Source organism: Clostridium algoriphilum (assembly GCF_020443705.1).
GTDB classification, from domain to species: domain Bacteria; phylum Bacillota; class Clostridia; order Clostridiales; family Clostridiaceae; genus Clostridium_AD; species Clostridium_AD algoriphilum.
The window spans coordinates 1-14,020 of the sequence record NZ_JAIZZK010000053.1; the positions used below are offsets into that span (position 1 = coordinate 1).

Consider the following 14,020-nt stretch of genomic DNA (forward strand, 5'->3'; position numbering starts at 1 on the left):
GCCTTTAGTTGCAAGCACTGCTGTTATTGCAGCTGTTAATGTAGTCTTGCCGTGATCTACGTGCCCTATTGTTCCTATGTTTACATGTGGTTTAGTTCTTTCAAACTTTGCTTTTGCCATTTTGTATTCCTCCTTATATAAATAATTACACTTTCGCGTTAGTAAACTCATCCTAGTGTATTATACACCTTTAATAGTTATGGAGCCCATAACCGGGATTGAACCGGTGACCTCCACCTTACCAAGGTGACGCTCTGCCGACTGAGCTATATGGGCATTTGATTTTGGAGCGGGAAACGGGTCTCGAACCCGCGACACCCAGCTTGGGAAGCTGGTGCTCTACCACTGAGCTACTCCCGCGGACATACAACTTAAAGCTATACACCAGTTATTAATTCTACTATTGTTTGTTTTTTTTGTCAACACATTTTTATCTTTTTCTTAAACATTTTTCTAACTTTCTTTTTACTCTTTGAAGCGCATTATCTATGGACTTTGCATGCCTATCTAAATCACAAGCAATCTCTTGGTAAGATTTACCATCTAGATATGACATAAGTACTTCCATCTCCAGTTCTGATAGGACTTCCCCAATATCATTTTGAATACTTATTACTTCTTCTCGGCTTATGACTAGCTCTTCAGGGTCTGTAATTTTAGCACCTGAGAGTACATCCAATAGTGTTCTGTCTGATTCCTCGTCATATATTGGTTTATTTAAAGATATATATGTATTAAGGGGAATGTGTTTTTGCCGAGTGGCTGTTTTTATTGCTGTAATTATTTGCCTTGTAACACATATTTCAGCAAAAGCCCTAAAAGAAGATAATCTATCTGCCTTAAAATCTCTGATAGCCTTATAAAGACCTATCATTCCCTCTTGGTAAATATCTTCTTTATCTGCACCAATTAAAAAATACGATTTAGCTTTGGCTTTAACAAAATTTTTGTATTTGTTAATTAAATATTCTTGTGCTCTAACATTATTATTTTGTGCTTCAATAATTACTTCTTCATCCAATCTTTCTTCAAAGCATGAAGTATTCACACTAGCTCTACCGATTTTTTCCAACAAATATCCCCTCCACACCAAACATGTGACATATAGATGATTATACCTTAGAGCAATTTATATAGTCAAGAAAATTCAATGACTCCGTCGCATTTTTTCAAGTTCTTTCAATGTATTTTCATCTATTCTTTCTTCTAACCAATTTCTTTTTTCCAAATATCTTTTTTCAATACTTGCCTTAATTTTTTTCTGAGTACTTATTACCTCATTATAAAATTCCATAGAAGACATTCGAGTGGCGCCCCTTTGAAATGCAAGCTGCTGCTCTAAGGAATCTGATGTAACAACACAAACCTCAAATTTTCGCCCTACGTTGTTGACCATTTTCTCAATATAATCATCTGCTGTTTCGCCTTCCTTGGTAAACACCACAATTAAATTACCTTGTCTTTCCTTGTTTTGAACGCTACCTTTAACAAATTGTGCATCAAAAATTATAACCATCTTATAGCCATTAAATCCAGTGTAGTTTTGAAGAATGCCTATAAGTTGCTGGCGTGAAGATTCGTAACTATAATCCTTAATCTTTTTAAGATTTGGCCAGCTATTTATAACATTATACCCATCAACAAAAATAGTTTTCACTTTTTACCTCATCTAATTTTTTGTTTCATGATTTCATACATTATTATTCCGCCGGCAACTGATGCATTCAAAGATGTTATTTTTCCAACCATAGGTATTTTAACTAGCACATCACACTTTTCTTTTGTAAGTTTAGATATACCTCTACCTTCACTACCAATAACAAGAGCTACTGCACCAGTTAAATCTGCATTAAAAATATAATCTTTTGCTTCCATATCTGCACCATAAACCCATACTCCACGTTCTTTTATTTCTTCTATGGCTACATTTATGTTAGTTACTTTTGCTATTTTCATATGCTCAATTGCACCAGCAGATGTTTTATAAACCGTTGGTGTAGCCCCAACGTTTTTCCTCTTAGGTATTATTATGCCGTGAGCTCCACAAACTTCTGCAGTTCTTATAATCGAACCAAAATTATGCGGGTCTTCAATTTCATCTAGTATGATTATAAAAGGCTTCTCTCCTCTATCTAATGCCTCTTTAAAAATGTCATCTATTTCAAAATATTTGTAAGGCGTAACTACCGCAATTACTCCCTGGTGTGATGATGTTTGTGACATTTGATCTAGTTTTCTTCTGTCTACTTCTTTTGTAACAATTCCTTTTTCTTTAGCTAAAGCTATTACAATGCTTATAGATCCCACCATATCACCTTTGGCAATAAGTATATATTCCACAGTTCTATCAGATTTTAGAGCTTCTATAACTGCATTTCTTCCTTCAATTAAATCTTCTCTCATAATTTTAGGTTCAAGTTCTTCATTAACATTACTTTTCCTAGGATTTATATCAGTTCTTTCCCTAGTAAATTTCTTATTTTCTGCTACACTCTCTCCACCTTGCTTAGCTTTTTTAGTACTTTCTCTATATTTGACTTCTTTATTACTTGAGAATTCTCTATTTTCCTTAGCGCCATGTTCGCTATTTCTATTTTTCCTAGGCGCTGCCGCTGTATATTTATCTTCTTTACTACTATTAGGTGCATTTTTCCCTTTATATCTTTTATTATCACTCATTTTAAATATCTCTCCCATTTTCTCTATTTCATTTCGTATTCTTTTCTTATTTCTAGTGTTCTACCACAACACATACTACCTTCAGGACATGGTCCACTAACACAACTTGGTCCTGCATGTTTAAAAAGTACAGGTGCCACAATTCTCGCTTGCATTAACATCGTTTTTGCCATTTGGCGTATTTCCCACTGGGCTCTATTACAACATCTCTGATTAAAAAAATGAATTAATTCTCTTGCATTCATAGTTACTATTATTTTAGTTTCACAAGCATTTGGAAATACATATCGCGCATCTTCAATAGCCTTTTTTTCTGCTTTACCTTTTAAGACTTTATATTGTTTTTCTTCAATTTCTTTAGAATTTGTTAAGTTCTTATCGATTATATATTCTTTTATAAGTTTAGCTTCCTCATTTTTACATAATATGTCCACTAATTGATTATATGATTCTTGAATACTATTCATTGATTGTAAGAAAATTGTTTTTGCTTCTTCATTTTGTTCAATGTTAGGTGGAATTATGTATTCAAATTGTTTAAGCTTTACATACCTTTGACTCTGTTGAGAATATGACGCTACCCTATGTCTCACTAATTGATGTGTAAGACTTCTAGATACACCCTCAATAGCAAAAGTAAAGCTAACATGTTCTATTGGAGAATGGTGTCCATAAGTCATTAGCATATCTAAAAATTTCTCAGTCTTTTGTTCTTCCAAATTTTCTAGTATTTCATCTACCCCTACTTGGCTATAACAAAGTTTAGCTGCTGCAGCTATTACCTTTTCAGGACTCGGAGTATGTTCTATCAATTTAACCTTAAGCATAATTACTCATCCCCCAAATTAAGATTTATAATTTCTTCAAAAATATAATTCAACCTTTTATTCTCTTCACTTAAATATAAAAAACCTACTAAAGCTTCAAATCCAGTTGCCCATTTATATTCATTTAAATCCGCATTTTTGGGTATACTACCGCTTTTAGAATTTCTAGCCCTTTTAAATATTCTAAGTTCTTCTTCATCTAGATTTTCTATTATAGACTTCATATATTCACTTTGTGCATGTGCTTTTACGTATCCAACTGCCTTAACATGAATTTTATGTACATTCATATCCCTATTCTTTTCCACAAGATATGTTCTGATAAACACCTCATAAATTGCATCACCAACTAATGCAAGGACAAGTGGGTTTAACTGTTTTACTTGCTCTATTGTAAATTTACCCTTTAGCAAATCAAATTCCATTCTTATTCTCCTTTTTAAATATTATCAAAAAATATAAAACTCGCCCTTTTTTAGGGCGAGTTTTATCGCGGTAGCGCCTAAATTTGTCTTCATTTTTAATGATATATACTACCGATAGTTTTGCTACAACACTAACTCAGGTTGAAAACCCCTAAAATCTTTCATATTAGTATTTTCTCCCTTTAAAGCATTCCCCACTCACCATCATCATCATTACGTAATATTAAATTTACATGTAATATTCTTTATAGTTACTAATAAATATACACATTAAATGAGATACTGTCAACACCAATTCTTATCGAGTATTTGTCTTCCCGTTGCTAAATCCTCAGGTGTTGTTACCTTTATGTTATCGTAGCTACCTTCATAAAGATATACCTTGTTACCGTATTGCTCAACCACCATTGTATCGTCTGTTACCTTAATACCCTCATTGTTAATCTTTTTATGACAGCCTAATATAAGGTCATATTTAAAAGCTTGAGGTGTTTGTACACAAAATAGCATTTCTCTCCTAGGTGTTTCCAAAGAAAATCCTAAAGAGTCTTTGATCTTAATTGTATCCTTAGGTCTTACACCACAAGCAGTAGCTCCATATAGATTAGCATAAAAGACTGCATTTCTAATAATAGATTCACTTACAAAAGGTCTTGCCCCATCATGAATAAGTACTATTTCACAATTCGATATAGCCTTTAGGCCCGCTAACACGGAATATTGTCTTTCTTTTCCCCCAGTAATTACATTTATTACTTTCGAAAAATTATATTTCTTAACTATTTCTTCTCTGCAATAATCAACTTCACCTTCTGCTGCAACTACTATAATTTCATCTATACAATTACTTTGTGAAAAAGCCTTTATAGTATAGTACAAAATAGGATATTCATTAATATTTAAATACTGCTTATTAATAGATTTTCCCATCCGTCTTCCCTTTCCGGCCGCCAAAATTATGGCACAGTTTTTACTCATATATTACCTCACTTACATAATCTGGTTAACTTTTCACTAAAGAATCTTTGTTTTTAGCAAAAATCATCCTACCTGCGGCAGTTTGAAGTACTGATGTTACAATAACAACTATGTTCTCACCAATATATCGTCTTCCACCTTCAACAACAATCATTGTACCATCATCTAAATAAGCTATTCCTTGACCCGATTCTTTTCCATCTTTCATAACTTGAATTTTCATTTCTTCCCCTGGCAACACTACTGGTTTTACAGCATTTGCAAGTTCATTGATATTTAAAACTGGGACCCCTTGAAATTCAGCTACCTTATTAAGATTAAAATCATTTGTAATTACTTTCCCATTCAAAACCTGAGCTAATTTAAGAAGCTTACTATCCACTTCTGCAATATTCGGAAAATCTTTCTCCCAAATTTCAACTTCAATATTCAGCTCTTTTTGAATTTTGTTTAGTATGTCGAGTCCTCTTCTCCCCCTATTCCTCTTAAGTCCATCTGAGGAATCAGCAATATGTCTAAGCTCCTCTAAAACAAAAGTAGGTATAACTAATGGTCCTTCAACAAAACCCGTTTGACAAATATCAAATATTCTACCGTCAATTATTACTGATGTATCTAGTACCTTTGGGTTTTCATTAGTAAATCCTTTGACTTTTTTGTCTTTGAATCCATTGCTCCTTTTAATACTTGTAAAAAAAGTCAATATTTCATCTCTTTTTCTACCGCAAATATCTGCTCCTAAAGCTGCCATTATAACAGTGAAAATAACAGCAATAATATTCCATATAGGAGATTGATATTTAAATAATCCTGCAAATAAAGCTGCAATTACAAGCCCTATTATTGCTCCACCTGTACCAAAAATAATTTGAGAAGTTGGCATCTTTTGTGTACTTATTTCAATATAATCCATAAATTTCATTATAAAAGATACCATTAAAGGTGATAACAGAAATAAAATAACCCCAAAAATCAAAGTAGAAAATATAATGAATATTATTCCCTGAATTGTACCATTTTTTAAATAATCAAGTCCACCTAAATAACTTGTGCTTAGAAGCATGCCCCCTATTAAATACCCTAGAATTAGTCCTATGATTGTAAACAGTCCTCTTAATAATTTTTTTAACAAAAAACTTCACCTCCTTTTAAATTATTAACACTTATTTGAATTTATATCCTGTTATTATCTAATATATACTATAAACTTGTGTATTTCAATAAAATATGTCATACAATTAACAAATTGTTAAACTAAATTCCTTATTTTACATAGTGCTTCCTCCATATTAAGCCCCAGAACTAACATTATCTCACTGGCAACCATTCCTTCAACTCTTTCTAAAATTTTTACTTCTCCTGGTGGAAGCATATCTATCTTCTGCAAGTAATATAAATCCCTAATTACCTCACACATTTTTAGAGTATCTCCACTTTGGATTTTCTTCTTGTTACTTCTATACCTATTATTCCAATTACTTTCTATAGGATCAGAGCCATCTGATATCGTATTTAAAGTTGCCTCTAATTCTTTTTTATTTAAAATGTTTCTTATTTTATGATTCTCGATTTTATCTATCGGAATCATAAAATTCATATTATCTAGTAAGAGATATATATTTACGTATTTATAACTTATACTAGAGCATTCTTTAATACTTATATCCTGTACATACCCAGCACCATAATCTGCTATAAATATATTTTCGCCAATATTTAACATAACATTCCCCCTATTAATAAAACTCCTGTTGATTTATTATATATTCATAAGGTGAAATGCGTACTTAATTTATTGACAAAAACATAATGTTAATCCTATAATTTAGATAGTATAGCTACTTAAATATTTATAAGGAGTTGAACCTAATGAAAGATTGTATATTTGATAATTTTCAAAATTCTGTGGATGAATCCCTGTTACGGCATAGAAGTATTTTAGATATAATTACTAAACTTCAAGAATCTGAATCTAGAGTTAATAGAGCTGTTGCGAAATCCATTACTAATTGTGGTTGTATTAAATTAGGAGCAAAAAATCAGTATACACCCGATAATATAGATGATTTAAATCTAGATGCCATTAAATCTTCACATGATCCTCACGTTCAAGGTAATCTTTGTGAAAACTGTAGAGAAGTCATAGAAAGAGAACTCGGAAACAATCTTTTTTATATAACCTCTTTATGTAATCTTTTAGACCTTAACTTATATGACATTCTTTTAAAAGAGTATGACAAAATTAGTACCTTAGGTAAATATACCATGAGATAAAAACGTAGCACAAAATAAGTTACAACTTATTTTGTGCTATATTTGCTTGTCTAACATAAATTGCTCTTTTAACCTTCTTAATCCACTCTTAATAGCTTTAGCTCTTGCTTCTCCAATACCCTCTACACTATCAAGTTGTTCATATGAGGCTTCCATTGTAGCTTTTAATTCTCTAAAATGCTTAACAAGATTCTCTATAACATTTACAGGTATTCTAGGTATCTTATTTAGCATCCTATATCCCCTTGGAGAGATTAGCGTATCGACTAAAGGAACACCTATATATCCAATAATTTTAGATATATAATCTAAATCCATTAGTTCCTCTGAACTCATACTTTCTATTTGTCTATACATTTCAGTATAACTCATGCCACTTTGACAATAATCTCTTATCAAGAGTATCCCATCTTCTTCTACGCTTCTAATTAACTCATGTAGTTGCATTGAAATTAGTCGCCCTTCATTACCTAGTTCGCATATGTGCCTTTCAATTTCGCCAACTATTCTCATAACCATTTCAGTCCTTTGTATTGCTGATATTACATCAAACAATGTAGCTAAATCTTGAAACTCTAAGAGATTCAAATTACTTACTACTCTCTCAAGCACTGAAACATATTTTTCTAAGGTCTGGATAGCTTGATTTGCTTTTGCTAAAATAATACTACTATCTCTTAAAACATATTTTATGTCATCTTTATATACAGTTATAATAGTTCTTCTTTGTGATATTGCAACAACAACATACCCCGTTTGCTTAGCTATCCTCTGGGCTGTTCTGTGCCTTGTTCCAGTTTCATAAGTTGGTATTGTAGAGCTTGGCATAAGTTGAGTATTAGCATATAATATTTTTTTCAAATCGCTACTTATGACTATCGCTCCGTCCATCTTTGCAAGTTCATATACATATGCAGGACTATAGATCGCATTTATTCCAAAACCACCATCTACAATATCTAATACTTCCTTACCATCTCCTAAAACAATAAGCCCACCAGTTTTAGCTCTTAAAATGTTTTCAAGTCCTTCTCTGAGTGAGGTACCAGGTGCCATTATTTTCAATATACTCATAAGTTCCTTGCTTTTCTCTAATCTCATCTTTTTCTCCCTACTTATTTAATAATGGTGCTTCATATGCACATTCTTGACATACAAATACATTCTTAATCTTTGCCATAGATTAGCACCCCCTTATAATATCATTAAGTTTATTAATTATCTTTATATTAACATAAAACTTATATTTATTACAAATTAAAAAACCACTCAAGAGTGGCTTTTAAAATGATTTTTCACTTATAATTATATACTTTTTACTATACATAAACAACATTAATCATGCAAAGTTTTAAAAATCAATTTATTGTTTTCCATAGTGGCATTTACGCTATCTCCTTTGCCAATACTACCCTTAAGAATTTCTTCTGAAAGCCTATCTTCTATGACCTTAGTGATTTCTCGTCTTAATGGCCTAGCTCCATAAGCAGTATCAAGCCCAGCATTAGCTAGATGCTTTTTAACTCCATCATTAAAACTAATATCAACTCCAAGTTCTTTAAGACGATTTTTCACAACCTTAAGCATTATTTCTACTATTTTATATAAATCATCTTGTTCTAATGAATGAAATACTATAATATCATCTATTCTATTCAAAAATTCTGGTTTAAAAGAATGTTTTAATTCTTCCATTATATTATCTTTCATCTTTTCATATTCTGAGTTTATATCCTTACCCTTTATATTAAAACCTAAAGCCTTCTGCTTCTTTAAAGTAGATGCTCCTACATTAGATGTCATTATAATTACTGTATTTTTAAAATCTATCGTTTTACCTTTCCCATCTGTTAATCTTCCGTCTTCTAATATCTGTAGCAAGATGTTAACTACGTCCGGATGAGCTTTTTCAATTTCATCAAAAAGTATAACTGAATATGGATTTCTTCTTACCTTTTCTGTTAATTGTCCACCCTCCTCAAATCCTACATACCCAGGTGGTGAACCCATAAGTCTTGACACAGTATGTTTATCCATATATTCTGACATATCTATTCTTATCATGTTATTTTCATCACCAAACATTGCATCGGCTAAAGCTTTAGACAATTCCGTTTTTCCTACACCAGTGGGACCTAAAAATATGAATGATCCTATAGGTCTTTTGGGGTCCTTTAGCCCAACTCTTGCACGTCTTATAGCTTTTGAAATAGATTTAACTGCTTCATTTTGTCCTACTACTCTTGTGTGAAGCACATCCTCTAGTTTTAATAATCGTTCTGATTCTTTTTCAGTCAATTTTTCTATAGGTATATTAATCCATCTAGATACCACATTAGCTATTTCAAGTTCTGAAACGATTAGTTTCTCAGCATGATTTTGTGTTTTCCAATTATTTTTGGAATTATATAACTCATCTTTTAATTGTTTTTCAGTATCTCTTATTTTAGCTGCTTTCTCAAAATCCTGTACTGATATAGCATCAGCTTTCTCTTTAGAAATTTTATCTATTTTATCTTCCAAACTTTTTAAATTTGGTGGAGCAGTTAAATTTTGGATCCTTACTTTTGCTCCAGCCTCATCTATAAGGTCTATTGCTTTATCAGGTAAAAATCTATCAGAAATATATCTATGTGATAATGTAACCGCAGCTTCTAGAGCATCGTCAGTAATTTTGACTCTGTGATGTGCTTCATACTTATCTCTTAACCCTTTTAATATCTCAATAGCTTCCTGTTTACTTGGTTCTCCTACAATTATAGGCTGAAACCTTCTCTCAAGCGCTGAGTCCTTCTCAATATGTTTTCTGTATTCATCTATAGTTGTTGCACCTATGCATTGAAGTTCTCCACGAGCTAGGGCCGGTTTTAATATGTTAGATGCATCAATAGCCCCTTCAGCTCCTCCAGCCCCAATGATAGTATGAATTTCATCTATGAATATAATAACATTTCCTGCGACAACTATCTCCTTCATAACCTTTTTAAGCCTTTCTTCAAACTCGCCTCTATATTTTGAACCTGCAACCATTGATGATATATCTAAAGTTATAACTCTTTTATCCTTTAAAATTTCAGGTATACTACCGGAAGCTATCCTTTGTGCAAGCCCCTCTGCTATAGCCGTCTTACCTACGCCTGGTTCTCCTATAAGGCACGGATTATTCTTCATTCTTCTGCACAAGATTTCTAGAAGCCTCTGAGTTTCATTATCTCTTCCTATAACAGGATCAAGTTTTCCCTCTCTTGCCATTTCAGTTAAGTCTTTACCAAAATGATCTAGAGTTGGCGTCCCATGTTTTTCTTTTTCTTTTGATGAACTTCCCTTGGGAGTATCTTCGGAACACCAATTATTCAATATATCGTTTCTTAGTTTATTAAAATCCACTCCCAAATTAGCTAAGACTGTATACGCAACACCTTCTGCTTCTCTAATTAATGCGAGCAAAATATGTTCTGGACTAATGTAATTATGATTTAGATTTCTGGCTTCTAATAGACTTAATTCTAGTAGCCGTTTTGTCCTAGGAGTAAGAGGTATTTCATTTCTACGCATCTCTACGTCTCCTTCTCCCTCATACTCAATTATTAATTTTTTTACCCCTTCAGATGAAATTTTCATATCATTTAAAGATTTTTTGCATAACCCATCTTGTTCCTTTAGAATTCCTAATAGTATATGCTCTGTTCCGACATAACCATGTTTTAATTGTTGAGCTTCTTCTTGAGCATATATTAATACCTTTTGTGCTCTTTCTGTAAATTTATTAAACATCATTTTCAAACACCTCACTTGCAATGGATTTACTTATACCTTTAATTGTACCCACTTTTATCCTAATTATTGCACGGTGTAATATATTATGTAATTATTTAATAAAAAGACATGCTTAAATATCTTATATTAAAACATTTAAGCATGTCCATATTAAATTTGTATTTTTATATAACTACCTCACTATTAAATATCTTCATATTTATATATTTTCTGTCTTTGTATAGCATAGAAATACCTTTATCATAATTAAAAAAATTAATTACTATACATTTATCGTCGTAACATCTAATGTTAATACTTTCAGTTTCCTTTAATACTACATCTATCTCTGAATTATTCTTAAAATACGAGAATCTTTTAATCTTGTTTAATAGTTCTATAATGTTATTCTTGTTTTTAATCATTTTTCTTTCCCCCTGTTATAATTTTATTTTAAAAAAACTCCAGTTATTAACTCGCAATAACTAATATGTAATCGTATTTCACTCCCATATATTTACTATTATATGGGACTAATTTTTCGCCTTGTTTTTCTCACAAGTTTCGCAACGTTTTTTTTATATATTTATACATAATACTCATAATTCTTTGTGCATCCTTTCATAATTAAAAGCCTACCTTCTTAAAATAAGAAAATTTGTTAACTCTAAAAAATAAGTAGTAATTATATAATTACTACTTAAGCGTACGTATAATTTGTATAAATATACTAACCCATAAATCCTTCAATTTCTTCTACCGTTTTAATAATTTGTTTTGAAAGATTTTCACATCCATATTGTGTGATTAGTAGGTCATCCTCTATTCTAATTCCAATACTCTCTTCTTCTATATATAGCCCTGGCTCATTAGTAAGTACCATTCCAACTGTTAGTTCTATGTTACGATTTCCTACGTCATGGGTATCTAACCCTAAATAATGACTTACCCCATGAAAATAATACTTAGATAATTCGCTAACTTCTTTAATAAGACCTAACTCTATGCATCCTTCTCCAAGTACTTTTTTAGCAGTTTCATTTAAAACTGAAAACATTATACCAGGCCTCGCAATCTTTATTACTGCTTCTTGCGCTCTTAATACAACATTGTAAATTTGCTTTTGTCTTTCTGTAAACCTTCCATTAACAGGGAAAGTACGACTTATATCTGCATTGTAGTATTTATATTGAGCCCCTAAGTCAAATAAAATTAAACTACCATCCTGTAGTTCACTTTTATTTTTATCGTAATGGAGTATAGTTGCATTCTTGCCTGAAGCTACGATAGTTGGGAAAGCATAATCTGTTACTCCTGCACTTTTTAATGTAAAATCAAAGTAAGCCTCTAGTTCATACTCTTTCATACCTGCTTTTGAATTTTTCATTAATGCTTTTATACCTTTATCAGTTATATCTATAGCTTCTCTTATCAATGTAATTTCTTCTTCTGATTTTATAAGTCTAAGATTAGATATTTCATGGTAGATATTTTTTATTTTTAAATAAGGATACCTCTCCATAACACTCTTGGCAAACCTCTGTGATGTATCCATTGATGTATGGAACTCTTGTCTTTCAAGATCTAAACATAAATTTTCTATTTTTGATTTATCCAAAATTGAACCAAAAGTTTCCTCGAGTTCTTCTACAAACTTAATGTTATCTATACCAGAAATTTGTTTTGCTTCCTCTTCAGGCATTTTTTCTCCTATCCACCTGGCCATAAAAGGATCATTTTTCTGTATGAATAAAGTTTCTTCAACTTTTCCATTTGTTTTAATTAACATCAATATCATTTTTTCCCTGTCAATACCAGTCAAATAGTAAAAATTTCTATTTGGAGTGAATATATATGTTTCATCTGCTGATTTATATGGTGCCTGACCTGCAAATATTAATGTTACAGAATTTTCATCCAATTTACCCCATAGATTTTTTCTGTTATTAGTAAATACCATTTTCATTTTAATTCCCCCATAACTATTTATAACTACAAAAATATAACACCAACGCTTCCTAAAATTAATTAATTCTATTAATAACATATCATTGAATTGAATTTTTTTGTTTTTTTATAAATAGATAATTACTCATATCTACTACAGTCTAAACTAATTTACAGTTTTCACTATAAAATTAATATAAAATCAAAATATATGAAAACATCCAATTTTATAATATTATATTACCTCTCTCTTTTAGAAGTAATATAATATTCTCCATTCTCTTTATCGCCTTGTGTTACAACTGTGAAGTAATTATCTTCTAACATTTTACATAATAACTTCATTTCCTGAGGATCTTTAATTTTTGAAGTAATTGTAAACTTATCATTCCGCTCAATTATACCCATATAATCATGAATGCTACTATAATCACTTAAGTTAATATCACCAGGAATGTCTAATTTATATTCAGACATTTATTTCTCCCTTCTTTGCTATATTTAACATTAGGGTTCGTAATTATAGGCAAACTATACGTAATTATTATAATATATTTGTATTCTCTTTCTAATTGCTGAAATCTAAACATAAACAAATAGATAATATAAATAAAAGCATCAATAATTTAAAATTATTAATGCTTATCCATATGTTTTATAAAAAATAAATAATAAATAATATATACAATATTATTTATACTATCTTAAATTTATAATTTTCTATAAAACAAAAAAAGCCATTAAATAGCTTTAATATATTTATACTTATATATTTTAAAAAAATGGCTCCGCGAAAAGGATTTGAACCTTCAACCTATCGGTTAACAGCCGAGCGCTCCACCGTTGAGCTATCGCGGAACATTATTTGGCGACGACCTACTCTTCCACAAGGTTACCCCTGCAGTACCATCGGCGCATTGAAGCTTAACCTTCGTGTTCGGTATGGGAACGGGTGTTACCTTCATGCCATAATCACCAAATTGAGAATATAAATATTCTCTCAAAATTGCACAGTGAGTTTTGTTTATCGCATTATCTTTATAATTTGGTCAAGCCCTCGACTTATTAGTATTAGTCAGCTGAACATGTTACCATGCTTACACCTCTAACCTATCAACCTGGTGGTCTTCCAGG

The 14,020-nt window shown here is 31.3% G+C and carries 15 protein-coding genes, 3 tRNA genes and 2 rRNA genes; 1 reads left to right on the top strand and 19 read right to left on the bottom strand.

Annotated features, from left to right (window positions below; genetic code table 11):
• The 11 genes from LGK95_RS20405 to LGK95_RS20455 form a co-directional block, all read right to left on the bottom strand.
• The coding region (locus LGK95_RS20405) for a GTP-binding protein (RefSeq protein ID WP_243143407.1) at positions 1 to 120 on the bottom strand (120 nt) is incomplete at its 3' end.
• An 80-nt stretch (positions 121 to 200) separates the two neighbouring features.
• A tRNA-Thr gene (locus LGK95_RS20410) sits at positions 201 to 276 on the bottom strand.
• 9 nt (positions 277 to 285) lie between these two features.
• Positions 286 to 360 (bottom strand) — tRNA-Gly (locus LGK95_RS20415).
• Between the two features lie 70 nt (positions 361 to 430).
• Complete coding sequence (gene sigH, locus LGK95_RS20420) at positions 431 to 1,072, bottom strand: RNA polymerase sporulation sigma factor SigH (RefSeq protein ID WP_226126746.1); 642 nt, start codon at positions 1,070 to 1,072, stop codon at positions 431 to 433.
• Between the two features lie 75 nt (positions 1,073 to 1,147).
• Positions 1,148 to 1,657 carry an NYN domain-containing protein gene (locus LGK95_RS20425; protein WP_226126747.1) on the bottom strand — a complete coding sequence of 170 codons (510 nt, stop codon included), beginning with the start codon at positions 1,655 to 1,657 and terminating at the stop codon, positions 1,148 to 1,150.
• A gap of 8 nt (positions 1,658 to 1,665) precedes the next feature.
• The gene (gene rlmB, locus LGK95_RS20430; RefSeq protein ID WP_226126759.1) at positions 1,666 to 2,403 is read right to left on the bottom strand and encodes a 23S rRNA (guanosine(2251)-2'-O)-methyltransferase RlmB; all 738 of its coding nucleotides are present in this window, start codon (positions 2,401 to 2,403) and stop codon (positions 1,666 to 1,668) included.
• Between the two features lie 299 nt (positions 2,404 to 2,702).
• Positions 2,703 to 3,506, bottom strand: coding sequence for an FAD-dependent thymidylate synthase (thyX, locus tag LGK95_RS20435; protein ID WP_226126748.1), 804 nt, complete (start codon positions 3,504 to 3,506; stop codon positions 2,703 to 2,705).
• Between the two features lie 2 nt (positions 3,507 to 3,508).
• On the bottom strand, positions 3,509 to 3,931 hold the full coding sequence (locus LGK95_RS20440) for a Mini-ribonuclease 3 (RefSeq protein ID WP_226126749.1): 423 nt from the start codon (positions 3,929 to 3,931) through the stop codon (positions 3,509 to 3,511).
• 285 nt (positions 3,932 to 4,216) lie between these two features.
• A complete protein-coding gene (ispD, locus tag LGK95_RS20445) occupies positions 4,217 to 4,909 on the bottom strand; it encodes a 2-C-methyl-D-erythritol 4-phosphate cytidylyltransferase (protein WP_226126750.1) in 693 nt (230 codons plus the stop codon).
• A 25-nt stretch (positions 4,910 to 4,934) separates the two neighbouring features.
• A complete protein-coding gene (locus LGK95_RS20450) occupies positions 4,935 to 6,041 on the bottom strand; it encodes a PIN/TRAM domain-containing protein (RefSeq protein ID WP_226126751.1) in 1,107 nt (368 codons plus the stop codon).
• Positions 6,042 to 6,158: 117 nt separating this feature from the next.
• Positions 6,159 to 6,632, bottom strand: coding sequence for a CarD family transcriptional regulator (locus LGK95_RS20455; protein ID WP_226126752.1), 474 nt, complete (start codon positions 6,630 to 6,632; stop codon positions 6,159 to 6,161).
• Positions 6,633 to 6,778: 146 nt separating this feature from the next.
• On the opposite strand from LGK95_RS20455, the gene LGK95_RS20460 reads away from it, so the two are divergent.
• The gene (locus LGK95_RS20460) at positions 6,779 to 7,183 is read left to right on the top strand and encodes a nucleoside triphosphate pyrophosphohydrolase family protein (RefSeq protein WP_226126753.1); all 405 of its coding nucleotides are present in this window, start codon (positions 6,779 to 6,781) and stop codon (positions 7,181 to 7,183) included.
• Between the two features lie 36 nt (positions 7,184 to 7,219).
• Here LGK95_RS20460 and disA read toward each other — a convergent pair whose 3' ends face one another.
• From disA to LGK95_RS20500, 8 genes are all read right to left on the bottom strand, one after another.
• On the bottom strand, positions 7,220 to 8,284 hold the full coding sequence (gene disA / locus LGK95_RS20465) for a DNA integrity scanning diadenylate cyclase DisA (RefSeq protein WP_226126754.1): 1,065 nt from the start codon (positions 8,282 to 8,284) through the stop codon (positions 7,220 to 7,222).
• Positions 8,285 to 8,518: 234 nt separating this feature from the next.
• Positions 8,519 to 10,960, bottom strand: coding sequence for an ATP-dependent Clp protease ATP-binding subunit (locus tag LGK95_RS20470; protein WP_226126755.1), 2,442 nt, complete (start codon positions 10,958 to 10,960; stop codon positions 8,519 to 8,521).
• Between the two features lie 164 nt (positions 10,961 to 11,124).
• Positions 11,125 to 11,364: a hypothetical protein gene (locus tag LGK95_RS20475; protein ID WP_226126756.1), complete on the bottom strand. Its 240-nt coding sequence runs from the start codon at positions 11,362 to 11,364 to the stop codon at positions 11,125 to 11,127.
• Between the two features lie 305 nt (positions 11,365 to 11,669).
• Positions 11,670 to 12,905, bottom strand: coding sequence for an aminopeptidase P family protein (locus tag LGK95_RS20480; protein ID WP_226126757.1), 1,236 nt, complete (start codon positions 12,903 to 12,905; stop codon positions 11,670 to 11,672).
• Between the two features lie 221 nt (positions 12,906 to 13,126).
• The gene (locus LGK95_RS20485) at positions 13,127 to 13,363 is read right to left on the bottom strand and encodes a hypothetical protein (protein ID WP_226126758.1); all 237 of its coding nucleotides are present in this window, start codon (positions 13,361 to 13,363) and stop codon (positions 13,127 to 13,129) included.
• Between the two features lie 306 nt (positions 13,364 to 13,669).
• Positions 13,670 to 13,744: transfer RNA gene (locus LGK95_RS20490), tRNA-Asn, on the bottom strand.
• A 5-nt stretch (positions 13,745 to 13,749) separates the two neighbouring features.
• Positions 13,750 to 13,866 (bottom strand): 5S ribosomal RNA (rrf, locus tag LGK95_RS20495).
• A gap of 65 nt (positions 13,867 to 13,931) precedes the next feature.
• Positions 13,932 to 14,020: ribosomal RNA gene (locus LGK95_RS20500) — 23S ribosomal RNA — on the bottom strand; the annotation flags it as partial.